Source organism: Streptosporangium brasiliense, from assembly GCF_030811595.1.
In the GTDB taxonomy this organism is placed as follows: domain Bacteria; phylum Actinomycetota; class Actinomycetes; order Streptosporangiales; family Streptosporangiaceae; genus Streptosporangium; species Streptosporangium brasiliense.
This window is the reverse complement of sequence record NZ_JAUSRB010000001.1, coordinates 712,616-739,178: the sequence shown is the minus strand read 5'-3', so window position 1 is coordinate 739,178 and position 26,563 is coordinate 712,616. Positions and strand designations below refer to the sequence as shown.

Sequence of the window (26,563 nt, the reverse complement as noted above, 5' to 3'; positions counted from 1 at the left end):
CATGGATGACGATGTCTTCGACGCTCTGGCCAAGTTCATCGAGCAGAGCGACTTCGTCTGTCTCGGGGCGCGTGCGGCGTTGCGCAAGAAATCCATCGTGCACCACCACTATCCGGAGCTGGGCGCCGAGGAGTCGGTCCTGGCCCACCACCGCGACCTCCTCACCTTCCTGGAGACCTTCGAGCCGTCCGCACGCAGCTTCACCTCCTTCGTCGCCACCTTCGAGGGACCGCTCCACCTCACGGAGCAGGAGTACGAGGACCGGGTCTGGCGCCACCTGCAGACCATGCACGACGAGGACAGCAGGAATTACAAATGGAGTGACAGATACGACTCCGATCCCGCGTCGGCCGACTTCGCGTTCTCCGTCGGCTCGCACCCGTTCTTCGTCGTAGGACTGCACAACGGCGCCTCCCGGCCCAGCCGGCGATTCGAGAAACCGGCCCTGGTTTTCAATTCGCATATACAGTTCAACGCCCTGGGGATCAAGTTCTTCAAACTCCGCGGCAAGATACGTGCCCGTGAGCGTTCGTTCCACGGGTCCGCCAACCCCAGTTTCACCACTTACAGAGAGGAGGCACGACACTACGGCGGCAGGTTCACCGAACCGGAGTGGAAGTGCCCGTTCTCGCCGAACGGAGAATGACGGTCTTGGACGTGGTCGCGCACTTCTTCCTCGGCGTCGTCGTCGTGCTGTCCTGCGCGCACCTGGCCGGCTCGCTGGCCCAGCGTCTGGGACAGCCCCGGGTGGTCGGCGAGATCTGCGCAGGTCTCGCGCTCGGCCCCTCACTCCTGGGCAACCTCAGCCCCGAGCTCGCGGACCTCCTCCTGCCGCGCGACATCCTGCCGATGATCGACGGGCTCTCCCAGCTGGGCCTGGTGCTGTTCGTGTTCGGCGTCGGCCAGGAGCTGGCCTCCACCCGGCTGCGCGGGACCGCCAGGCAGGGACTGCTGATCAGCCAGGCGTCGATGGCCGTGCCGTTCGTCGCGGGCGTGCTCGTCGCCGTCCCGCTGATCGGCGGGACGGCCGAGCACCCGGTGGCCTCCGTGCTGTTCATCGGATGCGCGCTGAGCATCACCGCCTTCCCCGTGCTGGCCCGCCTGCTCAGCGACCTCGGCATCGGCCGCACCCGTCCGGGACAGCTCAGCCTGCTCGCCGCCGCGGTGGGCGACGGGGCCAGCTGGCTGCTGCTGGCCGTCGCCCTGGCGGTGGCCGGCGGCTCGGGGCCCGGCGGCCTGCTGGTGAGCGCGGTCGGCGCGGTCGTCGTCACCATCGCCTTCCTCGGCCCCGTGCGCCTGGCGCTGGCCCGCTGGGCCGACCGGGCCGGCCCGGCGTCCCCGATCTCCGGCGGCCTGCTGCCGGTCGTGGCGGTGGCGGCGACGGCGACCCTGACCGCGGTGATCGGCATCCACCAGCTCATCGGCGCGCTGCTGGTCGGCATCGCCTGGCCGGCCCACCGCCAGGGGGCCGCCGCGCTCATGGAGACGTCCAAGTCGGTGCTCCTGCCGTTCTTCTTCCTGAGCTTCGGGCTGGGCGTCGACCTCGGCTCGCTCCAGCTGGACGGGGCCACCATGGGCGCCCTGGCCGCGCTGCTCACCGCCGCCGTCGGCGCCAAGATCGCCGGCCCCGGCCTGTGCGGCCGGCTCACCGGGCTGTCCTGGCGCGACTCCTTCATCCTGGGCTCCCTGCTGAACACCCGCGGCCTCACCGAACTGGTGGTGATCCAGGTCGGCTACCAGGCCGGGCTCATCGACCAGCGGCTGCTGGCCATCCTGACGGTCGTCGCGCTGGCCACCACCGTCATGACCGCGCCCCTGCTCCGGCTGGCCGGCCTGCGCCCGCCGGGCACCCGCACCCGGCGGGCGGCCGCCGGACCGGCCCCGCCCCCGGCCGGAACGTCCGCCCCCGCGCCCCCGGCCCCAGCCGAAACCCCCCTCCCGGCACCTCCGGTCCCAGCCGAAATGTCCGTACCGGCGCTCCACAACTGAATCTTTCGATACTCAGGCGATCCCCCTGGTTCACATCGGGCGACCTTGGTGAATTTCTATTGTCGCTGGCCCGGGGGACTGACTACCTTCAGATCTGACCGCGATCGGAACCGGCCTGGAATTGAGGGTGATCCTGATGGTGGAGTTCAAAGTGCTCGGACCGTTGGAAATCAGTTCAGGCAGCCGGGCCTGGCGACTTACCGCTCCCCGGCAGCAGCAGATCATGGGGCTGCTGCTGCTCTCCGCCAACCAGATTATCGACGCCAACTCCCTGATCCTCGAACTGTGGGGAGAGAATCCCCCGAAAAGCGCCATGACAACTGTCCAGACCTATATTTACCAGCTCCGTAAACTGTTCGATCACGAGGGGATCCACACCACCGCGGCGGAGATCCTGACCACCAGGCCGCCTGGCTACAGCCTGGAGGTGAACCCCGAGCAGATCGATGTGTTCGCCTTCCGCGAGCTCGTCCAGAAAGGCCGGGCGCACCTGGACGGCGGGGACCCCGAAAAGGCGTCCCGGTGGCTGCGCCAGGCCCTGGAGCTGTGGACCGGGCCGCCGCTCATGGGCATCACGGCCGGCCGTGTCCTCGAGGCCCACCTCGCCGACCTGGAGGAGCAGCGGCTCCGCGCCCTGGAGATGCGCATCGACGCCGACCTGCAGACGGGCCGGGGCCGCGAGCTCATCGGTGAGCTCAGGTTCCTCGTGGCGACCAACCCGCTCAACGAATGGTTCCACGGCCGTCTCATGACGGCGCTGTGCCAGGTCGGCCGGCGCAACGAAGCGCTGGGCGCCTACCGGGAGCTGCAGGCCGTACTGGACCGCGAGCTCGGGCTGGAGCCCTCCTACGAACTGCGGCGCCTGCGCTACCGGATGCTGGACAGCCAGCCCGTCCCGGCGCGGGCGGCCTCTCACATGCACGACATCGCAGCGGCCGTATAAGGCCGCACGGCCTCCCCCGAGGTCATACGAGAAGGAAGGGATAGGTCGTGAAGGCACTTGTCCTGGCGGGCTGGGCGAGGGCGCGGCTGCGGCCTCTCAGCCACACCGCGCAGAGACAGCTCCTCCCGGTCGCCAACCAGCCGGTCCTCTTCCTCGGCCTGGAGGCCATCAGGAAAGCCGGGATCTCCGAGGCCGCGATCGTCGTGGACAGGGACGACCGGGTGGTCCGCGAGGCCGTCGGCACCGGCGCGACGTTCGGGCTCGACGTCTCCTACATCTACCAGGACACCCCTCGCGGCCTCGCGCACTGCGTGCTCATCGCCCGGGACTTCCTGCAGGACGACGACTTCCTGGTCCACCTGGCCGACAACGTCATCCTGCGCGGCTTCGACGGGCTGCTGACGGACTTCCGGCTACGTGACCGCCCCGACGCGATGGTGATGATCGGCCAGGCGCCCGGGTCCGGCGGCCACGGCGTCGCCCGCGTCGACGGGTCGGGCAACGTGACGGGCCTGGCGGAGGGGCCGGGGCGGGCCGGAGAGCAGGCCCTGGTCGGCGCCTACGTCTTCACCCCCGCCATCCACCAGGCCATCCTGTGCACCAAGCCGACCTGGCGCAGGGAACGGGAGATCACCCACGCCGTCTCCTGGCTGATCGGCAACGGGGGCACCGTGCTCGCCCACACCGCCGACGGTTACTGGAGGGACACCGCGAGCGTCGATGACCTGCTGGACTGCAACCGCGAGGTCCTCGCCGGGATCGAGCCGGTGATCCGCGGCGACGTCGACAGCGGCAGCGAGCTGATCGGCCCGGTGATGGTCGACGCGGGCGCGTCCGTCCGCCGCTCCCGCGTGGTCGGGCCCGCCGTCATCGGCGTGGGCGCGACCGTGGTGGACAGCGCGATCGGCCCCCATACCTCAATCGGTGCCGACTGTGACATACAGACCAGTACGATCGAGGCCTCCATCGTGCTTCAGGGGGCGTCGCTACGCGGAGTCGGTCCTGTCAGAGCGTCGGTGATCGGCCGTGACGCCCGTGTCTGGGCCGAGCCCGGCGGCTCGCGCCTCGTTCTCGGCGACCACAGTCAAGTATCGCTTCAGCAGTGCGTGCATTCGGGACCGCAGACGGAGGTGGCGTTGTGAACGAGCCGGATGGCCGGACTTCTCCGGTGTGGGAGGTCCTGTGGCCGGCCGCGGCGGAGAAGGAGGCGCTGGAGGTCGCCGCCCGGCTGACCGGGCAGGGTCTGCGCGCCGGTGACCGGGTGCTGCTGACGGGAGAGAACTCCGCCGGTTTCGTGACCGCGCTGCTGGCCCTGTGCCACCTGGACGTCTCGATCGTCCTGGCCGACCCGCAACTGACCGCCGAGCAGCTGGAGCGGATCACGCGCGTGGCGGAGGTGCGCTGGGCGGTCGCGGGGGCGACGGCGGCCCGGCCCCCGCTCCCGCCCTCGTCGATACTCGACCTGGAGGTCACCGGCCGTCCGGCCGGCGCGCTCCCCGAGCCGTCGGGGAGGATCTCCCTGGAACGGTGGGAACAGCGCCGCGACGCCGTCGTCATGTGGTCGTCGGGGACGACGGGCGACCCCAAGGCCGTGGTGAAGTCCGGCCACGCCGTCATGGAGAACTCCCGGGTCACCGCCCGGGTCATGGGCTACCGGTCCGACGACGTGCTGGCGCCGCTGCTGCCCTTCTCCCACCAGTACGGCATGTCGCTGCTGCTCATCTGGTGGCTGACCGGATGCGGCCTGCTCGTCGCCCCCTACCGCAGGCTGGAGCAGGCGCTGACCGCGATGGCCGAGTCGGGGGCCACGATCGTCGACGGCTCACCGCCCACCTACCACGGCATGCTGACCCTGTTCGCCCGCACCCCCGCCCTCCTGGAGGGTCTGCGCGGGGTACGCATGTGGTGTGTGGGCGGCGCGCCGCTGCACCGGTCGCTGGCGGCGCACTTCCGCACCGCGACCGGACACGACCTGCTGGACGGCTACGGGATGACCGAGACCGGCAACATCGCGCTGACCGTCCCCGGCCGGACCGAGGGCTGCGGGGCACCGCTGCCCGGCGTGGAGGTCCGTGTCCTCGGCGAGGACGGCGCGCCGGTGCCGGCGGGCTCCCCGGGGGAGGTCACGGTGCGCACCCCCGGCCGGTTGGCGGGCTACCTGCGGGAGGACGGCGGCCTGGAGCCCTGCGCCGAGACCTGGTTCAGGACCCGCGACCTCGGCCAGATCGACGACGGCGGCCGGCTCCACGTGTTCGGCCGGATGAACGCGGTGCACCGGATGGGGCACACGCTCTACCCCGAATACCTGGAGCGCCGGGCGGAGGAGTGCGGCGCCCCGGTGAAGGTCGTCGCGCTGGACGACGAGCGGGCCGGATCCGTGCTCGTCTTCTTCGTGCGCGACGTCACCGACGACGAGCGGGTCTGGCGGAGCAGGTTCCGCTCCTACCTGGCCGCCTACGAGCGGCCGAACGCCGTCGTGACGGTCCCCGACTTCCCCGTCAACCGCAACGGCAAGGTCGACGTGGCCGCGCTGAGGGAGAGCGCGGTGCGGATCCTCACCAAAACCGCACACCCGACGAGATGATCGGACGAGATCGAGTTGATGATGGACGCTGACATCCTGGCGCGGCTGCAGTTCACCGTCACGAGCGGTTTCCACTGGCTTTTCGTCCTGCTGACACTGGGGCTGGCGCCGATCATCGCGATCATGCACACCCGCCACGTCCTCACCGGCAACCTCCGCTTCGAGCGCATGACCCGGTTCTGGGGGCAGATCTACGTCGTCAACTACGCGCTCGGGATCGCCACGGGACTGGTCATGGAGTTCCAGTTCGGGCTGGCGTGGAGCGGCCTGACGACGTTCGCCGGCAACGTCTTCGGGGCGCCGCTGGCGATGGAGACGCTCGTCGCCTTCTTCGCCGAGTCCACCTTCCTCGGTATGTGGATCTTCGGCTGGGGGAGGCTGCCGAAGGTGCTCCACATGCTCCTGTTCTGGCTGGTCACGCTGACCGCGTACGCGTCGGCGTACTGGATCATGGTGGCGAACGGCTTCATGCACCGTCCCGTGGGGCATGAGGTGCGCGACGGGGTGGCCTACCTGACCGACTTCGGGGCGCTGCTGACCAACTCCAGCGCCATCAACGCGATGGAACACGTCGTGGGGGCGGCCCTGCTCACCGGCGGGGCGTTCGTCGCGGGGGTCAGCGCCTACCAGTTCTCCAGGCGCACGGCCGAGGTCGACTTCTTCCGGAGCTCGCTGCGGCTCGGGCTCCTGTTCGCGGTGCCCTTCGGCATCGCCACGGTGGAGGCCGGCTTCCGGCAGTTCCCGGACCTCAACGTGGCCCAGCCGATGAAGATGGCGGTCCTGCGCGACTTCCTGCAGCCCGAGGACCGCGGACCGTACACCGTCGAGCAGGTCCAGTCCATGATGGTCCAGCAGTACGGCCCCGGGGACTACGCGCCCCCGGCGTGGATCGGGTCGGCCTACGACTTCATGACGATCACGGCCTTCTTCATCGTCGTGATCTCCCTGTTCGGCGCCGGGTTCCTGATCCGCGACCACATCGTGCGCTCACGCGGCGCGGCCCTCATGGTGACGGTCATCATCCCGCTGCCCTTCATCGCGGCGACCCTCGGCTGGCTCGTGCGGGAGGTGGGCCGGCAGCCGTGGACCATCTACGGCGAGCTGCTGACCTCCCAGGCCCGCTCGTCGGTGAGCGCGGGCACCATGCTGGCCTCCCTGATCGGCTTCACCGCGCTCCTGGCCGGACTGGCGGTCACCAACTGGATCCTGATCGGCAGATACGCCCGGCGCGGCCCTCGGGAGACCGACCTCGGCAGTCCCGGCCCGCGCGTCGACCCCGAACCCGTCATGGCCCTCTAAGCCCTACTAGCCCTAGGACGACTCATGAGTCTGGAAGTCACCTGGCTGGCCCTGCTGGGGCTGCTGCTCGCCGGCTATTTCGTCCTCGGCGGCTACGACTACGGCGTGCAGATGCTCCAGTCCCCCCTCGCCCGCGACGAATCCGAGCGGCGCCTCGCGCTCAACTCCTTCGGGCCGTTCTTCCTCGGCAACGAGGTGTGGCTGGTGGCCTTCGGCGGGGTGCTCATCGGAGCCTTCCCCTTTCTGGAGGGCCCGCTGCTGTCGGGGATGTACGCCCCGGTAGGCGTCATCCTGGGCGGAGTGGTCCTCGGCAACGTCGCGGTCCAGCTGCGCAGCAGGCACGAGGGCCGGGCGGCGCGGGCGGTCTGGGACCGGCTGGCCCTCGTCGGCGGGGTGGTGCCGGCCGCGGGCTGGGGGCTGGTGCTCGGCCTGCTGATCCGCGGGCTGCCGCTGACCCCGCAGGGCACCTTCACCGTCGGCCTCGCCGAGCTGCTGGACCCCTTCGTCCTGCTGTGCGGGGCGACGACCCTGGCGCTGTTCGCCGGGCACGGAGCGGCGTTCCTGGCGATGCGGACCCGCGGCGGCCTGCGCGAGCGCGCGATACGCGCCGGGCGGCCCCTGCTCGGCGTGGCGGCGCTGTGCGCCCTGGCCGGCCTGGCGCTGGGCGCCCTCTCCGGCGTGGCCGCCGACGGCAGGACCGCCGCCCTCCTGACCGGGGCGCTCCTGCTGGCCCTCGTCGTGGCCGTCGTCGCGCTGTCCCGGGGCGGCGCCCGGACCGCGTTCGCGGCCACCTGCTGCGCCGCGGCCCTGCCCGTGCTCATCGCCGGGCTCGGCCTGTATCCGGACCTCCTGGTCTCCACCGGCGGCGGAGCGTACCGCCTGGCCGTGCCGGAGGCGGCGGCCGACGCGGCCACCCTGCAGCTCCTGCTGCCCCTGGGCACCCTGGTGATCCCGCTGCTGATCGCCTTCCAGGCGTTCAACTGGTGGGCCTTCCGCGGCCGGGTGGACGGGCGCCACTCCATATACCTGTGAGACATATCAGTGAGACGGGCACCACTGGGAGGGACAATCGGAGGTGAAGCCATGCAGCGCAGAAGGCTGGGTCACGCTGGACCGGTCTCGTCCTGCCTCGGCCTGGGCAGCATGGCTCTCACCGGCGCCTACGGGCACGTGGACCCCGGGGCCGCGGCCATCATCGGGCAGGCCGTCGACGCCGGGATCACCATGCTCGACCTCAGCGACCTGCGCGCCGGCAGCGAGATGGAGGCGATGGTCGGCAAGGTCCTGGACGGGCGGCGCGAGGGGGTGCTGCTGGCCACCTGCCAGGGGACGGATCCCTGGACCGCGGGCGGGCCGGGACGGCTCGGCCGTTCCTGCGACGCCACGCTGGCCCGGCTGGGCGTGGACCACATCGACCTCTACTACCTGCACGCCGGCCCGGGGGTGCCGATCGAGAGCCACATGGCCGAACTGGCGGAGCTCGTCGGCGCCGGGAAGATCCGCCACATCGGTCTGCACGGGGGGACGCCCCAGCAACTGCGCCGCGCCCATGCCGTGCACCCCGTCGCCGCGCTCTCGACGGAATACTCGCTCTGGCAGCCGGGCGCCGAGAAGGAGCACCTGCCCGTCGCGCGGGAGCTGGGCGTCGGCATCGTCGCGCGGGCTCCCCTCGGGCGCGGCTTCCTCGGCGGCCGGATCAGGTCCCGCGCCCAGCTCGACACGCTCGACCTCAGACGCGCGGACCCGCGCTTCTCGGCGGGGAACCTGCGGCGCAGCATGCGCATGCTGCGCGAGGCCGAGGCGACCGCGGCGGACATGGACATCGGCATGAGCCGCCTGGCCCTGGCCTGGCTGCTGTCCAGGGGCGAGGACATCGTCGCCGCCCCGAGCACGGGCGACCCGATCCACCTGGAGATGAACATCGCCGCGGTCGAGGTGAGCCTGACCGCCGAGACGCGCGAGCACCTGGCGCGCATCTTCTCCCCGGACCGGATCTAGGCTCCGCCGCCCGGGTCCGCCGCCCCGCGGGCGCGGGAGGGGCCGGCGGGAGGCCCCCACTGCGCCGACCCGCCACGCCCTGCTCCGGGCACCGGTTCAGGTCCGCCCGGAGCCTGCCGTACGCGGCCTGGGCGGACCCGGCGTCCCGGCACGGCGTGAGCTGCTCGCCGCCGGAGGGTCCCGACAGAGCATGAGCTGCTCGCCGCCGGAGGCCGGAGGAGGGTCTAGACGAACCCCTGCGGGCCGGCGCCGGGATCGCGCTGGGAGGTGATCAGTGAGGCCGCGACGGCCTTGTTGACCGCGTCGATGCGGGAGACGGCACCGAGCTTGACGAAGATGTTGCGCAGATGGCGCTTGACGGTGGCCTCCGTCAGGCCGAGGCGGGTGGCGATCTGGTGGTTGCTGAGCGCCTGGGCGGCGAATTCGAGGACCTGCCGCTCCTTGTCGGTCAGGACGTCGGAGGAGGCCCCGTTCACCTGGGCGAGGCTGTCTCGGGAGACCGCCAGCACGAGCCGGTCGGGGTCGTTGACGACGCTCCTGATGGCCGAGATCACCTCCTCCCGGTGCACGCTCTTGAGCAGGTATCCGTGGATGCCGGCCGCCAGCAGCCGGCTCAGCAGCTGGGGTCCGTCGTACATGCTCAGCACAATGATCTTGGTGCCCGGGGACATGGCGCGGACCTGCGCCACGGTGTCGAGGACACCCCTGCCCGGGATCTCGATGTCGAGCAGGAGGACGTCGGGGCGCTCCCCCGCGACCATCGTCAGGGCTTCGACGGAGTCTCCCGCCTCGCCCACGACCGCGAAGTCGTCGTGCGCCCAGAGGATCTCCCGTAGCCCCTCGCGGAAGAGGGCGTGGTCGTCGACGATGCCTATCGTGGTCGGTCCGCCCGGCTCACTCATCGAGCCGCCCGGGTAACGGCATGTGGAGGTCCACGCAGGTGCCCTCCACAGGATCGCTCGTCACAGTGATCGTCCCCCCCAGCAGTTCGGCGCGCTCCCGCATGGATATGAGGCCCATGGATCCGGTGTTCGGCACCTGGTCCACGGCGAAGCCGCGGCCGTTGTCCCGGACGAAGCCGAGCAGCTCGTGCGGGGCGATGTCGATCCGGATGAGGATCATCGAAGCCTGCGCGTGGGCCAGCGCGTTGCGGGTGGCTTCGCGGAAGATGAGGAAGGACTCGTCGCGCACCTCCGGCGACGCCCACGTCTCGTCCCCGTTGACGTGGAGATGGACGGCCACGTCGCCGGTCTCGACCGTGGCGAGATAGCCGAGCAGCGCTTTCTCCAGGCTTTTCAGCGGCTCGTGCGGATGCAGTTCCGACGTCACCTGCCGCAGGTTCCGCATGGTCTCCTGGATGGCCTGCTCGGCGAGCTCGACATTGACCAGGGCTCTGGCCGGCTCCGTGGAATGGTGGAACTCATACAGTTCGAGCTGCTGGTGGACGACGCTGATCCCGTGCCCGATGCGGTCGTGGAGCTCCCTGGCGATGCGGCGCCGCTCCTCCACCTGCACCTCGTGCATCTTGTTGAGAAGAAAGCTCGTGTAGCTCTCCGACGCGGCGCGGATCCGGGTCGAGATGCTCTGTTCCAGGCTCAGGGTCACAATGTTGAACAGCCGCACGTAGTCCGGGTGCTCCCTCAGGAGTTCGCTCAACGTGGACAGCGCTATCCGGAAGAAGATCGACGCGGCGTCGAGCGATTCTTTCGGGTGGATGCCCGCCCCGGCCCTGTCCGCGCCGATGTCCCAGGCGAGAAGGCTGTGGGAGTCGTCGGTCTGGACCTTGCCGGTCTCCAGCGCCGTGGCCACATCGCTCAGGATCTCTTCGGCGTTCGCCATCATCTGGCGCAGCATCCGGGGTTCTCGCGCGAGACGGCCGCCTTCGACTTCCAGTCTCCGGATGTATTCCGCGAGGATGCGAGGACGGCTCGCATCTACATAAGCTGCGAAATTTCCCTCATCGCGAGTCTGGCCCCCCACCCAACTCCGCCTCTCGGTGCTAGGCAATCTGAAGCACCTATTTATACCTAATTACCGCTACCCAGGGCAACAGTCCGAAAACTAATACATGATTAAACTGAGGTGTAAGGCATACTGCGTCACCATAAACGCCCGATAAGAACGCCGACGCCGGAGACGGTTTCCGTGTGAGAGCGGACTGAGGGTGACCACGGCGACGAGGACGGCACCGGTCAGCAGTGTGACAACCGTCCCGACCATGGGCAGGTCCATGATCAGTACGGCGGCCCCGAACGCGACGGCGACGGTCAGCGCCGCACCGGCGGCGAGCAGCCGGACCGGCCCCTCCCCGCACGTCACCCCCAGGGTCGTCCGGCCCGCCGCGGCGTCGCCCTCGATGTCCGACAGGTCCTTGGCGCACACGCCGACAAGCCCCATCCACAGGGACGCGGTGAGCATGAAGACGCACAGCACCTCCATCCTGGTGCTCCAACCGCCGGTATGGCCGGCGAATCCGGCGGCATACGTCAGGAGGCCTGCCGCCGCGCCGATGGCCGCGGTGGCCCCCGAGCGCCGCTTCCAGTGGAACGGCGGCCCCGAATACACATATCCGAGGGCCAGCACGGCGAGGACCATCCAGAGGATCGGCCCGCCCAGCGCGACGGCCCCCGCGACCGACGTCAGGGCGGCGGCCAGGACGACGACGAGGGCGTCGCCGGGGTCCAGGATCCCCCGGGCGATCGGGCGCGACGAGCCGTTGACCCGGTCCTCGCGCACGTCCATCACCCCGTTGAACAGATAGACGGCGAATATCGCCAGACCCCAGACCAGCCCCCTTCCGACCAGCTCCGTCTCCATGCCGGAGGCCTCGACCCCCAGGGCCGCGCCCGCGACGAACCGCAGCATGAAGATGACGAGCACGGAGGGCCGGGCCTCGGTGACGCACATGCGGAAGAGGCTGACAGTGATCTTGACGGGGCTGACGGACGACAGCCCGACAGAGCCGCGAATGATAGACATAATCCCGAGCGTGCAGCGATTAAGAATCCAAGTTAAGGGGGTGAGTAAAAGGTTGTATCCCGACTACTACTTCCGATATTTCGATCGCACTTGTCGACCCTGTGGACCGCTTGTAGCGTGAAGCCGGGACAGCAGAAGTGGGCATTAGGTCGCACTGCGATGATACTCGAGAAAGGAAATCCGACTGTGAAATCCGCTCGACGGCCCGCCGGACGTTATAGGGAATTCACGCCACTGTCACTCCCGGACCGCACCTGGCCCGACAAGCACATCGTCGCCGCTCCGCGCTGGCTCTCCACCGACCTGCGCGACGGCAACCAGTCACTTTCCAGGCCGATGAGCCCGGCCCGCAAGCTCGCGATGTTCGAGCTCCTGGTGGGGATGGGCTACAAGGAGATCGAGGTCGGCTTCCCCGTCGCCAGCAAGGACGACCACGACTTCGTACGGCTGCTCATCGAGCAGGACCTCATCCCCGACGACGTGTGCATCTCCGTGCTCGTCCCGGCCCGTGACGAGCTGCTGAGGCGGACCGTCGACAGCCTGCGGGGCGCGCCCCGCGCCACGGTCCACGTCTACAACGCGACCGCGCCGATGTTCCGGCAGCTGGTGTTCGGGATCACCCGCGCCGAATGCAAGGACCTCGCCGTTCAGGGGACGCGGCTGATGATGAAGTACGCCGAGCGGACGCTCGCCGACTGCGACCTCCGCTACCAGTACTCCCCCGAGCTGTTCAACGAGACCGAGCCGGACTTCTCGCTGGAGGTCTGCGAGGCGGTCATGGACACCTGGGAGCCGGGGCCGGAGCGGGAGATGATCCTCAACTTCCCCACGACCGTGGAGCGCTCACTGCCCCACGTCTTCGCCGACCAGATCGAATGGCTCGACCGCAACCTGTCCAGGCGGGAGCACGTCTGCCTGTCCATCCACCCGCACAACGACCGCGGCACCGGGGTCGCCTCGGCGGAGCTGGCCGTGCTGGCGGGGGCCGAGCGCGTCGAGGGCTGCCTGTTCGGCAACGGGGAGCGGGCGGGCAACGTCTGCCTGGTGACCTTGGGCATGAACCTGCTGACCCACGGTGTCGACCCGGCCATCGACTTCTCGGACATCAACGCGATCCGGGACACCGTCGAACACTGCAACCAGATGGCCGTGCACCCGCGCCACCCCTACGGCGGCGACCTCGTCTACACGGCCTTCTCGGGCTCCCACCAGGACGCGATCAAGAAGGGGTTCGACGCCCTGGAGCGCGAGGCCGCCGAGGCGGGGGCCGAGCCGGCCGACCTCCCTTGGCGGGTGCCGTACCTGCCGCTGGACCCCGCGGACGTGGGGCGCGGCTACGAGGCGGTGGTGCGGATCAACAGCCAGTCAGGTAAAGGCGGCGTCGCCTACGTGATGGACGCCCACCACGGGGTGGACCTGCCGCGTGAAATGCGGCGTGAATTCGCCGACCTTATCCAGGCCTACGCGGACGCCGAAGGCGGGGAGATCTCCCCCGACCGGATCGCGGAAATCTTCAGAACCGAGTATGAGAACGCTTTCGAGATCGTTGATCACTAACGGACCGCGCAGCTGGGGGACCCCCGAGATTCTCTGTGAGAACTTGACTTTCCGCCTGACAACTATAACAAGTTCCAGAAACCCTCGCCCAGGCGGGGCCGTCCGACATCTTCACCCCCAGGGAGAGAGACCGTGAGTCGTTCCGTCCTCGTCACCGGTGGCAACCGCGGCATCGGGCTCGCCGTGGCGCGGGCCTTCGCCGGCGACGGAGAGAAGGTCGCCGTCACCTACAGGTCGGAGCCGCCGCCACCGGACCTGCTGGGTTTCCACTGCGACGTCACATCGGCCGCGGACGTGGAGCGCGCCGTCGCCGAGGTCGAGGTCCAGCAGGGGGCCGTGGAGGTCCTCGTGGCCAACGCCGGCATCACCCGGGACAAGCTGCTCCTGCGGATGGGCGAGGAGGACTTCGAGGCCACCCTCGACGCCAACCTCAAAGGGGCCTTCCGCGTGGTCAGGCAGGTGGCGCCGAAGATGCTCCGGGCCAAGCGGGGGCGGATCGTGTTCGTCTCGTCGTCGGTGGGCCTGCGGGGCGAGCAGGGGCAGAGCAACTACGCCGCCTCGAAGGCCGGTCTGATCGGATTCGCGCGCTCCCTCGCCTGGGAGTTCGGCAGCCGGGGGATCACGGTGAACGTGATCGCCCCCGGCCTCACGGACACCGACATGACCTCCGGACTCCCCGAGAAGCGCATCGCCGAGATGTGCGCGCAGATCCCGCTGCGGAGGATGGCGAGCCCGGAGGAGATCGCGGAGGCCGTGCGTTTCGTGGCCTCCCCGCGGGCTTCGTACATCACCGGCGCCGTCATCCCGGTGGACGGAGGCGCCTCCATGGGTCACTGACGGCCCGTCCCGGGACCTAAACCGCGCAGGCGCGGACGATGTCCTCGCAGATCGCGTGGGTGGCCAGGGCGTCGTCGGCGCCGATCAGGGTGCCGGAGCGGACCGCGCCGAGGAACTCCAGGCAGAGCTGTTCGATGCCGCGCTGGCGGGCGACCGGGATCCAGTCGCCGCGCCGGGCCAGCGTCTCCGTCCCGGCGTAGTCGGTCACGTCGGCGATGTTGACCACCCGGCGTTTGACGTCGTCCCCCATGACCTCGACGGTCTCCTCGGTGGCGCCGCTCACCCGGTTCATGATGCCGAAGGCGGTGAAGCCGGCACCGGACAGCTCCAGCGTCACGTGCTCCAGCAGCCCGTCCCTGACCCGGGTCCGGATCCCGGTCTGCTCGACCTGTCCGGGCACCAGGTATCTGAGGGTGTCGACGACGTGGACGAAGTCGTCGAAGATCGCGGTCCGCGGGTCTTCCGGCAGGCCCCTGCGGTTCTTCTGCATCACCACCAGATGGCGGGGCAGATCCAGCAGGGCCGCGTAGGAGGGCGCCCTGCGGCGGTTGAACCCGACGAGCAGCGACCGCTCCACCTCGTGCGCCAGCCGTACCAGACGCTCGGACTCGGCCAGGGTGTAGGCGATCGGCTTGTCCAGGTAGACGTGGACGCCGGCCCGGAGCAGCGGCTCGACGATCTTCACGTGGGCGCCCGTGGCGGCGTGCACGAAGGCCGCCTCGACCCCGGCCGCGAGCACCTCCTCCACCGAGGTGGAACGGCGCCCGATCCGGTAGGCGTCACCCAGGCGGTCGAGCGTGTCACGGTTGCGGGTGCACAGGTGGAGGTCGAGGCCGGGCAGCGCGGAGAGGACGGGAAGATACGCCTTCTCCGCGATGTCACCGAGGCCGATCACAGCGGTCTTCATGCTGAGAGCGTACGGCCTAGGCCGCGCCGGCCAGGCGCTCGCGCCACCACGCGACCGTCGCGGCCAGCGCCTCGTCCATCGGGGTCGGGGCCACGCCGAAGGTGGCCTGAAAGTCGGTGGAGTCGAGCACGAAGGGCCGGACGAACTGGTAGCGCAGCTCCTCCAGCTCACCGAGCATGGGCGAGAAGGCGCCCGCGGTACGGACGACCCAGTGCGGCATGACCTTGACCCCCGGGTTCGGGACGCCGGCCAGCGCGCACATGCGCTCGGCGACCTGGTGCGCCGTCATCTCCCCGGCCGTCGGGACGTGCCACGCCCGGCCCCAGGCCCGCCCGTCCGTCGCGGCCGTCACCAGGGCGCGGGCCACGTCGGGCACGTAGGTCCAGCTGTGCGGCTGGGCGGGGTCGCCGATGTAGCGGACCGGCCTGCCGGCCAGGAGCCGGGGGACGAACCTGTCGCCCAGGTGCGCCTGGTCGAGGCAGCCGGGACCGAAGTAGTCGGACCCGCGCACCTCCGTCACCCGGACCCGTCCCGCCTCGTGCGCGGCCAGGGCCTCCCGCCACATGCGGGCCCGGATCCCGCCCTTGACGCTGGGCGGCGTGAGCGGGTCGCTCTCCCGCATCGGCCGCTCGGGCGCGGCGTAGACGTAGAGGTTGCCCAGGATGACGTATCCCGCGCCGGTGGCCTCGGCGGTGGCCAGCAGCGACTCCGCGATCGGCGGCCAGTCCTGCGCCCAGCGGTTGTAGGGCGGGTTGACGCAGTTGTGGAGCGCGTCGGCCCCCTCGGTCAGAGCGGTCATCCGCTCCCGGTCGGCGGCGTCGGCCGCCACCTTGCGGATCCCCCGCAGGTCGGGGCCGGACCCGGAGCGGCTGACGAGGACGACCTCGTGTCCCTGGCCGGCCAGCAACCGGGCGACCTCGGAGCCGACCTGACCGGCTCCCGCGATGACGTGCTTGCCCATGATGGTTCTTCCCTTCGTCGATGGTGACGCGGCTCGTCGATGGTGATGCGGCCGGGCCCGGCGGGCCCGGGGTTCACTGGTTCCAGACGAGCCGCAGGACGGCGTTGACGACGTAGACGGCGGCGAAGACGATCCCCGGGGTGAGCCGGCCGGCCATGACCAGTGCGGCGGCGCCGCCACCGAACCACAGGACCTCCAGGAGGACCCGGGCGGCCCCGGTGAGCGGGATCGTGGCGCCGTTGGCCGCGCCGAAGATCGCCCAGACGGCGATGAACAGCGCCGGGGCGCCGAGCCCGAGGAGCAGCTTCACCAGCAGGCTCTGGCCGACGGTGAACCCCCAGTAGCCGACCGAGGCGAGAACACCCAGCTCCAGCAGGAACATGACGAGGAGGTTGGTGTTCTTGGCCAGAGACAGCATCGGGGGCTCCTTGGAGAGTGACGTTCCGTTCTGAGAGCAATGCTCTCGCCAAAGAGCGCAGCTCGTCAAGAGCAGTGCTCTTATTTTTTTTCAGTGCTCTGATAGGGTTCCGGGCATGAGCTCAAGCCGCACAGCACGGGAACGGGTCCGGGCCGAGCTGACCCGTGAGATCACCGACATCGCCCGCAGGCACCTGGCCACCGAAGGCGCGGGCGGCCTGTCCCTCCGCGCGGTCGCCCGCGAGATGGGCATGGTGTCCTCGGCGATCTACCGCTACTTCCCCTCCCGGGACGACCTGCTCACAGCCCTGATCATCGACGGCTACAACGCCGTCGGCGAGGCCGTGGAGAACGCCGAGGCGCTCTGCCCGCGCGAGGACCACACCGGCCGGTGGCTGGCGCTCTGCCACGCCGTACGGGACTGGGCGCTGGCCCATCCGCACGAGTACGCCCTGCTGTACGGCTCGCCCGTACCCGGATACCAGGCGCCGCAGGACACCGTCGCCGCGGCGGTCCGCGACACGATCGTCTACGGCCGGCTCGTCGCCGACGCCCACCGGGCGGGGGCCCTGAACCCGCCGGACATCTGCCCGCCCGCGCCGGCCTCCTTCAGCGGGGACGCCGCCAACGTGCGCGCCGTCATCCCCGACGTCCCCGACGACGTGATCGTCCGCGCCCTGATCGCCTGGACCGGCCTGTTCGGCTGGCTCAACTTCGAGCTGTTCGGCCAGTTCAACAACACGATCCTCGACCCGGGCCCCGCCTTCGACCACTCCATGCGCTGCAGCGCCGCCTTCCTCGGCCTGCCCGTCTGACCCTCCGGGAGCGGCCGCCGGCACGGAGCCGGCCCGTGCCACAATCGCCCCATGCTGAACATCGGGATGATCGTGCTGGGCGCCGCCGACGTGCGGCGGGCGGCCGCCTTCTGGAGCCGTGCACTGCGCTATGTCACCCGCGAGAGCGAGTCGAAGGACGACTGGATCGTGCTGGAGCCGGCCGACGGCCCCGGCACCGCGCTGGCGCTGGATCTCAGCCGGACCCCCCTGCAGGAACACCCGCGCGTCCACATCGACCTGCACACCGAGGACCAGAGCGCCGAGGTGGAGCGGCTGCTGTCCCTCGGCGCCGAACGGGTCGACTGGGACCTCTATCCGGACGACCCCGACTTCGTCGTCCTCGCCGACACCGAGGGCAACCGCTTCTGCGTCATCGACCTCAACCACGGCTGAGCCCCGCGACCGTGACGGGGGGCTCGGGCGGGTCCGTGACGGCCGGGTGCGTACCGCCGCGCGCTCTCCCCACACGGGGCCGGGCACCAGACCGGCGTGGTCAGAGCATGACCTGCCGGGACCCGGGTGATCAGGCCAGGTGCAGGCCGACCTCGACGTTGCCCAGCAGCGCCCTGGAGTACGGGCAGTGCTCGTGCGCCTGCTCGACGATGCGGCCGGCCAGGCGCGGGTCCACCTCCGGGAGATGGACGGTCACATCGACGCCGATCACGTAGTCGTCCTGCCTTCCGCGCCTGCGCAGCTCCACCGCCGCCTCGACGCCGGCGTCGGTGGCGTCCACCCCCGCCCGGCCGGCGACGAGTGTGAGGGAGTTGTGGAAGCAGGCCGCGTACGCCGCGGCCATGAGCTGCTCGGGGTTGGGGGCGCCGCCGGGCCCGCCGAGCTGCTCCGGCACCCTGATCTCCAGGTCGAGGAGGCCGTCGTCCGTCGTCACCCGCCCGCTCCTGCCGCCCGTCGAAGCGGCGCGCGCCGTGTAGAGGGTGCCGTAGCCGGCCTCGCCGCCGAGGGTCCCGGTGAGCTCGGCCTCGACTCCGGGGCCCGAGTAGTCCGAGGCCATCGGCCGCCTCGGCGTACCGGCCGCCCCGCCGGGCCCGCCCTGTCCGGATCGCACATCATGTCCCATGGGTCCGTCCCCCGATCCGCCACCTGAGCCGGCCCGGACGCCCCACCGCGCTCTCCCCCGCCCGGACCCGCATGAACTGGCCGAAACGCTGGTTACCTACCCGCGGGGACGGTGACGACACGGCGCCGCGGCCCCACCGCCGGGTCCACGTGTTCACCAGGAGCGGGCCCCGGCGAAGACATGGTCGTCGACGAACGCGTTGCGGAACTTGCCGGCCGGGTCATAGGCGTCGAGCAGCCGCTGGAAGTCCGGCAGCCGCCGGTAGAGGGAGCGCAGGCGGTCCGGGCGCATGACGAAGAGTGCCCCAGTGGGGCCGGGCGTCGAAGGGCTCCAGCCGCTCCTCGACCACGGCGAGCACCCGCCGCACCGCCGGCCAGTCCTTCTTCCAGGTGAAGTGGACGGCGACGGTCTCCTCCCCGTAGGAGGGACTCATCCACAGGTCGTCGGCCGCGACGGTGCGGATCTCCGACACCTGCAGGACGGAGGCCACCTGGTCCCTGACGCCGTCCAGGGCCCCGAGCGCGGCGAGCGCGTGGCGGCGGGGCAGCAGATACTCGGACTGGAGCTCCTCTCCGCTGCTGGGCGTGAAGTCCAGGCGGAAGTGCGGCAGCCGCTCGTGCCACGGGCCCGGCACGCCCATCTGCCGGGTGCAGTTGGCGGCCGGCATGCCCGGCAGGGGGTGCAGATCGGCCCGCGCCGGCGTCGCGCCCAGCCACCGCGCCCCCGCCTCCCAGGGACCGGCCGCGTCGGCACGCCGCTTCAGCCACACCTGGTTGATCAGCGGACCCCGCCAGTCGGTGAACAGGCTCGCGCTGTAGGCGGCGGAGAAGATCTCCTCGAAGTGGTCCTCCAGCCGCGCCCACGGGAGGTTCTCACGCACCTCCTGCCGCACGTCGAACGCCGGGACGGTGTCGAGGGTGACCCGGGTGACGATCCCCAGCGCGCCGGCCCCGACCACCGCTCCGCGGGCCGGGGCCGGACCGGGCTCCTCGACGGGGCCGCCGGCCGTGTCCGGACATGACTCGACCGCGCGTCCGCGGGTCACGCGGAGGGCGCGGTCGAATGGACGACGTGCGGCCTTGTGGGCGGTTGTCGAGCGCCTCGCCCGGCAGGTCGTGCCGGGACCGCGCCTGCCGTGCCTAGCGGGTCGCGCGGTTGACGGCGGAGATGATGGCCTTCAGGGACGCGGTGGTGGTGTTGGCGTCGATGCCGACGCCCCACAGGGGCTCGCCGCCGATCTCGCACTCGATGTAGGAGGCGGCCTTGGCGTCGGTGCCCGCGCTCAGCGCGTGCTCGGCGTAGTCGAGGACGCGGACCTGGGTGCCGATCGACGACAGGGCGTCGCAGAAGGCGGAGATGGGACCGTTGCCGACCCCCTCGACCTCGCGGATCTCACCGTCGACGCGCAGGTCGACGCTGATGGCGTCCTTCTCGTCGCCCCTGGAGACGGTGCGGTGGGCCAGCAGGCCCAGCCGCCCCCACGGGCTGGCCGGGTTCGGGAGGTATTCGTCGGTGAAGACCTCGAACATCTGGGCCGGGCTCACCTCGCCGCCGAGGCTGTCGGTGCGGGCCTGGACGACGCGGGAGAACTCGATCTGCAGGCGGCGCGGCAGGTCGAGCTGGTGGTCGGCCTTCATGATGTAGGCGACCCCGCCCTTGCCCGACTGGCTGTTGACCCGGATGACCGCCTCGTAGCTGCGGCCGATGTCCTTGGGGTCGATCGGCAGGTAGGGGACGGCCCAGGTGAACTCGTCCACCGGGACGCCGGCGGCGGCCGCGTCGCGCTCCAGGTGCTCGAAGCCCTTCTTGATCGCGTCCTGGTGGGAGCCGGAGAAGGCGGTGTAGACCAGCTCGCCGCCCCAGGGGTGGCGCGGGTGGACGGGCAGCTGGTTGCAGTATTCGGTGATCCGGCGGATCTCGTCGATGTCGGACAGGTCGACCTCCGGGTCGACGCCCTGCGAGAACATGTTCATGCCGAGGGTGACCAGGCATACGTTGCCGGTGCGCTCGCCGTTGCCGAACAGGCAGCCCTCGATGCGGTCGGCCCCGGCCATGTAGCCCAGCTCGGCGGCGGCCACGGCGGTGCCCCGGTCGTTGTGCGGGTGCAGGGAGAGCACGATCGAGTCGCGGTAGGCCAGGTTGCGGTGCATCCACTCGATCTGGTCGGCGTAGACGTTCGGCGTGGCCATCTCGACGGTGGCGGGCAGGTTGACGATGACCTTGCGGTCCGGGGTGGGCTGCCAGACCTCGTTGACGGCGTCGCAGACCTCCACGGCGTACTCCAGCTCGGTGCCGGTGAAGGACTCCGGTGAGTATTGGAAGTAGACGTCCACCTCGGAGGCGTCGGCCAGCTTCTTGCAGAGCTTGGCGCCCTCGACGGCGATGGCGGTGATGCCCTCGCGGTCCTGGCCGAAGACGACCCGGCGCTGGAGCGTGGAGGTGGAGTTGTAGAGGTGAACGATGGCCGTCTTCGCGCCCTCGAGCGACTCGAAGGTCCGCTCGATCAGCTCGGGCCGGGCCTGGGTCAGGACCTGGATCACCACGTCGTCGGGGATCCGGCCCTCTTCGATGATCTGCCGGACGAAGTCGAAGTCGGTCTGCGACGCGGCCGGGAAACCTACCTCGATCTCCTTGTAGCCCATCTTCACCAGCAGCTCGAACATCTTGAGCTTGCGGTGGGAGTCCATCGGGTCGATCAGTGCCTGATTGCCGTCACGCAGGTCCACCGCGCACCAGCGGGGGGCCCGGTCGATGACCTTGCCGGGCCAGGTGCGGTCGTCGAGACGGACCGGGGCGTAGGGCTGGTAGCGATTGAACGGCATGGCGCTGGGTTGCTGCTGCGGATACATGCAAGGGCTCCTCGACTGGATGACAATCGTGGCCGACGCGCATGGCTCGCTCCGCGACGAGGGAGCCGGCCTCTTACAGGCCCTCGTCGCGGCAGCTAAGAAGCAGCCCGCGCAGCATGCATAGCACGCTAGCAGACAGTTGCAAATATCTGGGACACGAGCCCACATCGTGAGATCTCCGGCCCGCCCCCGGCCACCGCGGGGCCCTGGCCTGCGCGGCCCGGCTCAGGCGATCCGCTGGATCACCCGCCACCGTCGGCTCGGCCTCCGGCGGGGCGGTCACCTGCTGGTCGGATACAGTCCGAAAAGGACGCAGACAGGGGGAACGGCATGAAGGACGACGACATCCTCACCCATATCCACGAGCTCATCGCCGAGGAGCACGGTCTCCGGCAGCGGCTGGCCTCCGGCGCGATCTCCTCGCATGAGGAGAACAACCGGATCACGCAGCTGGAGGAGGCCCTCGACCAGGCCTGGGACCTGCTCAGGCAGCGCCGGGCGCGGCGGGAGTTCGGGGAGGACCCCGACTCCGCCGCGCCGCGTCCGATCGACGAGGTAGAGGACTACCGGCAGTGACCGGGGGCCGCCTCCGAGGGCGGCGCACAGCGGCCCTCACGACGGCGGGACTCCTCCACCGGACGCCCGCGCCAGGAGCGGTGGGCACGCCGGCCGCCACCGCCTGGACCGCCGGCGCGGGAGCGGTGACGGGTCCGCGCGGCAGCGCGCCGACACCCCGGAATGATCGTGGCCGTCCGCGTCATGCCGTCGCGCCCTCCGGCTCGGAGGAGCTCAGGCTGGGATCGTGGTCGGAGGCATCGATGTCGCACGTCGGCGTCATCCAGCGGTAGAAGTTGTCGCCCCGCTCGCGGAGCAGGTCGTGGAGCCGGCGCATGAGGCGTCGGCGGGCCGGCTGGAACTCGGGGCGCGGACACCTGTCGCTCAGGCGGCACTAGTCCTTGGGACGGCCCTGGCAGCGCGGGTCGACCGGGGCCGGCGGCGGGGCCGGGGCCAGCCAGGAGATCACGCTCTGCTCGACGTACCAGCCGTGCAGGTTCACCCAGGTTCTGGGCGCCTCGCCGGGGTCGGGGCAGAGCACCTTGGATTCGAGCCGGTCGTTCCGGACGAAGCTGACGACGCCCTCGCGCCCCAGCACGGTGGACATCTGGTCGTCGCTGGCGACCAGATAGCCCACGAGCACCCGCGGCTTCTCCTTCTCGGCCATTTGCAGGGCCACCAGCGGGAGGATCGGCGCCTTCATGACGACCACGCCCACGAGGAACGGCGTGAACACCGCCATCGCGACCGCGATGCCGTGAGTGAGCACCCGGGCGGGCACCGAGGGGACCGGGCCGGTCAGCAGGACCGCGACCCCCGGCGGGAGCGTGAGCAGCAGCGAGGTGGCCACATCACGAGCGGCGAACGCCGCCCCAATGGCCGGCCAGAGCACGACGTAGGAGATCACCGCGACCATCACGGGCAGCGCGTAGCAGACGGTGGCCCGCAGCCCCTCGTGGTGGGGGAACCGCTCCCGCACCGTCAGGCCCGCCGCGGCCAGCGACAGCATCGCCAGCGTCGGCAGGAACCGCAGCTGCCAGGCCGACAGGCCGACCACGACGGCCAGGGCCACCACCCAGCCGGGCAGCCGCTCGGCGGTCCGCACCAGCCAGGAGGAGTGGCCCGTGCTGATCCAGTAGAGGGTGCCAAGCACCCGGCCGCCCAGGATGAGGGCGGGCACGACCCAGACGGTGGTCAGCAGGACGGCGCTGAGCAGGCCCAGCGGGCTGGTGTTCTGCAGCAGCAGGAGCAGTGTCTGGGTGTCCTGCCGGCTGGCGTACCACAGCCGCATGACCAGCAGGACGATGGGGAAGACCGGCAGCAGCGCGAGCAGCCACTCCTGGTCCCGCGGCGCGTCCCTGACCCGCCTGCCCCCTTTCAACGGGTCGGGCAGTCCTGGACGGGCAGGGACCGCTCCCACGGCCATCTGCGCACCCGCGGGGGGAGCGCGCAGGGCTGCTCCGCCTGGGCGACGTTCACGTTGGGGCTGGCCGCCAGCATCGGGTCGATGTAGGTCTGGTAGGCCTGCTCCCACCGCTGGTCCTGGGGGTCGGCGTAGGAGCGGTAGAGCGCGAGGTCGACCAGGGTCTGCAGAGCCTTGTTGGAGCCGGTGTTGACCGCCCACATCTCGGTCTTCTCCAGCGCGATGTCGTGATGGCGCAGCTCCCCGTGCGCCTCGGCGACGAACCCGGCCAGGATGGCCGCGTCGGTGGTCATCGCGTCGAACTCACCCTCCTGGTCGGACTCGCTCTTCTTCAGGCCCCTGGCGCAGTCGCTGATCTGGTTCTTGGCGGTGACGGTGGCCTTCGTCGCCTTGCGCAGCTCGTTCTCGGAGGTCGAGGTGCCGAGCGTGCAGACCTTCTTTCCTTCGAGCTGTCCCAGGGAGGTGATGTCTCCCGGGTAGTCGGACCTGGTCACCACGGACTGCTCGGTGTAGAGGTAGGGCGTGGAGAAGCCGACGGAGGGGTCGTCCTGCCGGTCGCGTGTCACGCTGAAGGTGGCGACCACGAGGTCGACCCTGACGAACCGGCCGTTGGCGTCGCGCGCCTGCATGCGCGCCCGGTCCTCGGTGTCGATGGCCAGGAAGTCGACCTTGTCCGGCCGGTAGCCGAGATCCGCGGCGATCAGGTAGGCGATCTGGATGTCGAAGCCCTTGAAGTCGCGCCTGCCGGTCTGCTCCTGGTAGGCGATGCCGGGCGTGTCGGCCTTCACCCCGATCCGGAGCCTGTCCTTGTTGAACAGTCCGGCCTTCTCCCGCAGCTCGGCCTCGGTGGGCGGCCCGTTCACCCACATGATGGACACCCCGACGACGATCGCGGCCAGGATCAGCGCGATCCACGCCGCGAGCCGGAAGCGTCTGACCCGCCGCGGCGGTCCGGGGGCGGGCGGCGGCTCCGGCTCTGCCGACAGAACGGACTCGGACGACAGAACGGACTCGGACGAGGGAGCGGGCTCGGACGGCGCCACCGGCTCCAGCAGCGGACCGGCCCCGGGCAGCGGACCGGACTCCGGCAACGGACCGGCCCCGGACGGCGGACCGGGCCGCGACTTACGAGCTCTGGAACGGGCCGGCCGATCCCCCGCCCGGGTCCCCGCGTCCGCAGGCTCTTCGGTCATGGCACCTCCGGACTCCCTATCTGTTGAGCAGGCTATGCCGTCACCCCCCGGGCCGGGCGTCCCTTCACCAAGACGAGATCAAATGACTTGCGGGTGCGGTGACCGGAACACCCCTTAGGATCCTCTATCAGATCTCTGGGAGCGGGGGGCAATGAACACCGTCATTGGGCCGTACCGCGTGGTGAGCAGGCTCGGGCAGGGCAGGACGGGAGAGGTCTTCCTCGCCCGCGACCCCGACGGACGCCAGGTCGCCGTCAAGGTCGTCCACCCGCGACTGGCCGCCGACCCCGCCTTCCGGCGGCGCTTCCAGCAGGAGGCGGAGGCCGCCTCCCGGGTCGCCCGCTCCTGCACGGCGCCGATCCTGGACATCAGGCTCGACGACGGGCAGGTCTACCTGGTCACCGAGTACGTCGACGGGCCGGACCTGCGGCGGCGGGTCACGGATCACGGCCCCCTCTCCGGGTCGGGCCTGGAGACACTTGCGGTGTCCACCGCCGTCGCCCTGCAGGCCGTCCACGCCGCCGGCCTCGTGCACCAGGATCTGAAGCCGTCCGGCATCCTGCTCGGCCCGCTCGGGCCCAGGGTGATCGGTTTCGGCGTGGCCCACCTCGCCGGCCCCGCCGGCCCCGCCGGGGAGGAGGCGTCCCTCTACATCTCGCCGGAGCGGGCGCGGGGCGAGGAGGCCACCGCGGCGTCGGACGTGTTCGCCTGGGGCGGGGTCGTCCTCTACGCGGCGACCGGACGGCAGCCGTCCGGCGGCGGCACCGGCCACCCCGACGATCACGCCGGCCCCGGCCCGACCGGGCTGCACGGCGTGCTCCACGACCTCGTCGGCCGGGCCCTCGCCCGGGATCCGGGCCGTCGCCCCGGCGTGCCGGAGATCCTCAGGGCCCTGACGGGTGCCAGCGACCCGGCCACGTCCCTCGTCCGGCCGCCCACCGCGGCGGGCGAGCAGCCCGTGGAGCCGTTCGACGTCCCCACCAACCCGGCCATCCCCCTCGTCCGGCCCCCCGCGCCCCCCGTCGCGGCGGTGCCGCCCGCGCTGCCACCTCTCGACGTCCCCACCAACCCGGCCGTCCCCCTCACCCGCCTCCCGTCGGCGGACCTGCCCGCCGTACACCCACCCGACCTGCCCGCCGCGCACCCCGACGGCCTGCCCACCACGCATCCCAACGGCCTGCCCACCGCGCACCCCGACGGGCTGCCCGCCGCGCACCCCGACGGCCTGGCGGCCGGGGAGCAGCCTCCGCACCGGCCGGGCCGGATCCCCGGCGGAGGCGGGCCGGGCTCGCCCGGGGCCGCCCCGCCGCGCTGGGGCCGTTCGGTCGCCGCCCCCGTCCTCGCGGGAGTGGCGATCGCGCTGGTCATCGCGGCCGTCTCCTTCTTCCTGCCGCGGGACGGGGCCACCGGCGACCGTGAGCCCCTGGCCCAGCCGGCCGCCACGGCGGGCGACGGCGCCGGGCCCACACCGGAGACGACCGCGGGGGCCGTGGCCACGCTCTCTCCCTCCCCGCAGCCGACCCCGTCGCCCTCGACCGCCACGGCGACGGCCACTCCCGCGCCGGAGCGGGTCTGGCCGTTCCGGGACGACTTCACCGGCGAGGATCGCGGCTGGAGCGTGGCGGCGTGGGGCAAGGGCAAGGGCAGGCACCGCCCGGCCGGCGGCGCCTACCGGATCACCGCCAGGTCCGACGGCTATCTCCCGGTCGCCGCTCCCCTGGCCGCCCCGGTGAAGAACGCCACCATCACCGCGAAGGTCCAGGTGCTGAACGGCACGGGCACCTTCGGCGTCTTCTGCCGGGGCCGCGACGCGGGCGCCAGGCGCTACGAGTTCTCGATCAGCAGCGGCGGCGACGCCTCCATCGTCAAGAGCGGTGAGGCGCCCGCCTCGGTGAAGCGCGTCCCGGTCCCCGGTTTCCGCCCCGCCCGGCTCAACGTCCTGCAGGCGTCCTGCCTCAGCGGCAAGACGGGGACCCGGCTGAGCCTACGCGTCAACGGCCGGGGGGTCGTCTCCCGGCTCGACAGGGAACGGCCGTTCGCCTCCGGCTCCATCGGCGTGTTCGCCCGCGCCCAGGGCGGCGGCTCCGGCGTGGACGTCGGCTTCAACTCCTTCGAGGCCCGTTCCTGAGCCGGCCCCGCCACCGGGCCCGCCGCAGGCCCC

General features: G+C 71.0%; 25 protein-coding genes and 1 pseudogene. 14 read left to right on the top strand and 12 right to left on the bottom strand.

The window, feature by feature from the left end; translation table 11 throughout:
* Position 1: 1 nt before the first annotated feature.
* The 8 genes from gntA to J2S55_RS03255 all read left to right on the top strand — a co-directional run bounded on the left by gntA (position 2) and on the right by J2S55_RS03255 (position 8,813).
* Positions 2-646 carry a guanitoxin biosynthesis heme-dependent pre-guanitoxin N-hydroxylase GntA gene (gene gntA / locus J2S55_RS03290; RefSeq protein ID WP_306857170.1) on the top strand — a complete coding sequence of 215 codons (645 nt, stop codon included), beginning with the start codon at positions 2-4 and terminating at the stop codon, positions 644-646.
* Entirely contained in the window at positions 643-1,989 is a 1,347-nt protein-coding gene (locus J2S55_RS03285; RefSeq protein WP_306857169.1) for a cation:proton antiporter, read from the top strand. The genes gntA and J2S55_RS03285 overlap by 4 nt, the downstream gene beginning before the upstream one ends.
* Before the next feature lie 136 nt (positions 1,990-2,125).
* Positions 2,126-2,932: an AfsR/SARP family transcriptional regulator gene (locus J2S55_RS03280; RefSeq protein ID WP_306857168.1), complete on the top strand. Its 807-nt coding sequence runs from the start codon at positions 2,126-2,128 to the stop codon at positions 2,930-2,932.
* 47 nt (positions 2,933-2,979) lie between these two features.
* Positions 2,980-4,074, top strand: coding sequence for a sugar phosphate nucleotidyltransferase (locus J2S55_RS03275; protein WP_306857167.1), 1,095 nt, complete (start codon positions 2,980-2,982; stop codon positions 4,072-4,074).
* Complete coding sequence (locus J2S55_RS03270) at positions 4,071-5,516, top strand: class I adenylate-forming enzyme family protein (protein ID WP_306857166.1); 1,446 nt, start codon at positions 4,071-4,073, stop codon at positions 5,514-5,516. The genes J2S55_RS03275 and J2S55_RS03270 overlap by 4 nt, the downstream gene beginning before the upstream one ends.
* 18 nt (positions 5,517-5,534) lie before the next feature.
* A complete protein-coding gene (locus J2S55_RS03265; RefSeq protein ID WP_306857165.1) occupies positions 5,535-6,815 on the top strand; it encodes a cytochrome ubiquinol oxidase subunit I in 1,281 nt (426 codons plus the stop codon).
* A 24-nt stretch (positions 6,816-6,839) separates the two neighbouring features.
* Positions 6,840-7,847 (top strand): cytochrome d ubiquinol oxidase subunit II, encoded by a 1,008-nt coding sequence (gene cydB / locus J2S55_RS03260; RefSeq protein WP_306857164.1) that lies wholly within the window; start codon positions 6,840-6,842, stop codon positions 7,845-7,847.
* Positions 7,848-7,898: 51 nt separating this feature from the next.
* Positions 7,899-8,813 carry an aldo/keto reductase gene (locus J2S55_RS03255; protein ID WP_306857163.1) on the top strand — a complete coding sequence of 305 codons (915 nt, stop codon included), beginning with the start codon at positions 7,899-7,901 and terminating at the stop codon, positions 8,811-8,813.
* Positions 8,814-9,037: 224 nt separating this feature from the next.
* Here J2S55_RS03255 and J2S55_RS03250 read toward each other — a convergent pair whose 3' ends face one another.
* From J2S55_RS03250 to J2S55_RS03240, 3 genes are all read right to left on the bottom strand, one after another.
* A complete protein-coding gene (locus tag J2S55_RS03250; protein WP_306857162.1) occupies positions 9,038-9,715 on the bottom strand; it encodes a response regulator transcription factor in 678 nt (225 codons plus the stop codon).
* Positions 9,708-10,667 (bottom strand): sensor histidine kinase, encoded by a 960-nt coding sequence (locus tag J2S55_RS03245; RefSeq protein WP_306857161.1) that lies wholly within the window; start codon positions 10,665-10,667, stop codon positions 9,708-9,710. The genes J2S55_RS03250 and J2S55_RS03245 overlap by 8 nt, the downstream gene beginning before the upstream one ends.
* A 207-nt stretch (positions 10,668-10,874) precedes the next feature.
* On the bottom strand, positions 10,875-11,792 hold the full coding sequence (locus tag J2S55_RS03240; protein ID WP_306857159.1) for a UbiA family prenyltransferase: 918 nt from the start codon (positions 11,790-11,792) through the stop codon (positions 10,875-10,877).
* Positions 11,793-11,951: 159 nt separating this feature from the next.
* On the opposite strand from J2S55_RS03240, the pseudogene J2S55_RS03235 reads away from it, so the two are divergent.
* Positions 11,952-13,319: pseudogene (locus J2S55_RS03235) on the top strand (2-isopropylmalate synthase); the annotation flags it as partial.
* A 162-nt stretch (positions 13,320-13,481) separates the two neighbouring features.
* Positions 13,482-14,186, top strand: a complete 705-nt coding sequence (gene fabG, locus J2S55_RS03230) for a 3-oxoacyl-ACP reductase FabG (protein WP_306857157.1) — start codon at positions 13,482-13,484, stop codon at positions 14,184-14,186.
* 16 nt (positions 14,187-14,202) lie between these two features.
* On the opposite strand, the gene J2S55_RS03225 is transcribed toward fabG, so the two are convergent.
* The 3 genes from J2S55_RS03225 to J2S55_RS03215 all read right to left on the bottom strand — a co-directional run bounded on the left by J2S55_RS03225 (position 14,203) and on the right by J2S55_RS03215 (position 16,472).
* On the bottom strand, positions 14,203-15,093 hold the full coding sequence (locus tag J2S55_RS03225; protein ID WP_306857156.1) for a Gfo/Idh/MocA family protein: 891 nt from the start codon (positions 15,091-15,093) through the stop codon (positions 14,203-14,205).
* A 16-nt stretch (positions 15,094-15,109) separates the two neighbouring features.
* Positions 15,110-16,054, bottom strand: coding sequence for an NAD-dependent epimerase/dehydratase family protein (locus J2S55_RS03220; protein WP_306857154.1), 945 nt, complete (start codon positions 16,052-16,054; stop codon positions 15,110-15,112).
* A gap of 73 nt (positions 16,055-16,127) precedes the next feature.
* Complete coding sequence (locus J2S55_RS03215; RefSeq protein WP_306857152.1) at positions 16,128-16,472, bottom strand: YrdB family protein; 345 nt, start codon at positions 16,470-16,472, stop codon at positions 16,128-16,130.
* Between the two features lie 115 nt (positions 16,473-16,587).
* Here J2S55_RS03215 and J2S55_RS03210 point away from each other — a divergent pair, with 115 nt between their 5' ends.
* Together J2S55_RS03210 and J2S55_RS03205 are read left to right on the top strand one after the other, a co-directional pair.
* Positions 16,588-17,286 (top strand): TetR/AcrR family transcriptional regulator, encoded by a 699-nt coding sequence (locus tag J2S55_RS03210; RefSeq protein WP_306857151.1) that lies wholly within the window; start codon positions 16,588-16,590, stop codon positions 17,284-17,286.
* 51 nt (positions 17,287-17,337) lie between these two features.
* Entirely contained in the window at positions 17,338-17,700 is a 363-nt protein-coding gene (locus J2S55_RS03205; protein WP_306857150.1) for a VOC family protein, read from the top strand.
* Positions 17,701-17,830: 130 nt separating this feature from the next.
* Here J2S55_RS03205 and J2S55_RS03200 read toward each other — a convergent pair whose 3' ends face one another.
* The 3 genes from J2S55_RS03200 to leuA all read right to left on the bottom strand — a co-directional run bounded on the left by J2S55_RS03200 (position 17,831) and on the right by leuA (position 21,231).
* Positions 17,831-18,316, bottom strand: coding sequence for an Ohr family peroxiredoxin (locus J2S55_RS03200; protein ID WP_306857149.1), 486 nt, complete (start codon positions 18,314-18,316; stop codon positions 17,831-17,833).
* Between the two features lie 286 nt (positions 18,317-18,602).
* A complete protein-coding gene (locus tag J2S55_RS03195) occupies positions 18,603-19,427 on the bottom strand; it encodes a D-arabinono-1,4-lactone oxidase (protein ID WP_306857148.1) in 825 nt (274 codons plus the stop codon).
* Positions 19,428-19,521: 94 nt separating this feature from the next.
* Positions 19,522-21,231 carry a 2-isopropylmalate synthase gene (gene leuA, locus J2S55_RS03190; protein WP_306857146.1) on the bottom strand — a complete coding sequence of 570 codons (1,710 nt, stop codon included), beginning with the start codon at positions 21,229-21,231 and terminating at the stop codon, positions 19,522-19,524.
* A gap of 330 nt (positions 21,232-21,561) precedes the next feature.
* Between leuA and J2S55_RS03185 the strand changes: the two genes are divergently transcribed.
* The gene (locus J2S55_RS03185; RefSeq protein ID WP_306857144.1) at positions 21,562-21,807 is read left to right on the top strand and encodes a DUF2630 family protein; all 246 of its coding nucleotides are present in this window, start codon (positions 21,562-21,564) and stop codon (positions 21,805-21,807) included.
* 181 nt (positions 21,808-21,988) lie between these two features.
* On the opposite strand, the gene J2S55_RS03180 is transcribed toward J2S55_RS03185, so the two are convergent.
* From J2S55_RS03180 to J2S55_RS03170, 3 genes are read right to left on the bottom strand one after another with little or no spacing between them, the layout of a single operon-like run.
* On the bottom strand, positions 21,989-22,123 hold the full coding sequence (locus tag J2S55_RS03180) for a hypothetical protein (protein WP_306857142.1): 135 nt from the start codon (positions 22,121-22,123) through the stop codon (positions 21,989-21,991).
* Between the two features lie 57 nt (positions 22,124-22,180).
* Positions 22,181-23,212: a hypothetical protein gene (locus J2S55_RS03175; protein WP_306857141.1), complete on the bottom strand. Its 1,032-nt coding sequence runs from the start codon at positions 23,210-23,212 to the stop codon at positions 22,181-22,183.
* Positions 23,164-24,300, bottom strand: coding sequence for a transporter substrate-binding domain-containing protein (locus J2S55_RS03170; protein ID WP_306857139.1), 1,137 nt, complete (start codon positions 24,298-24,300; stop codon positions 23,164-23,166). Before J2S55_RS03170 ends, J2S55_RS03175 begins: the two co-directional genes overlap by 49 nt.
* 253 nt (positions 24,301-24,553) lie before the next feature.
* Here J2S55_RS03170 and J2S55_RS03165 point away from each other — a divergent pair, with 253 nt between their 5' ends.
* Entirely contained in the window at positions 24,554-26,530 is a 1,977-nt protein-coding gene (locus J2S55_RS03165; RefSeq protein WP_306857137.1) for a serine/threonine-protein kinase, read from the top strand.
* Positions 26,531-26,563: the final 33 nt, after the last annotated feature.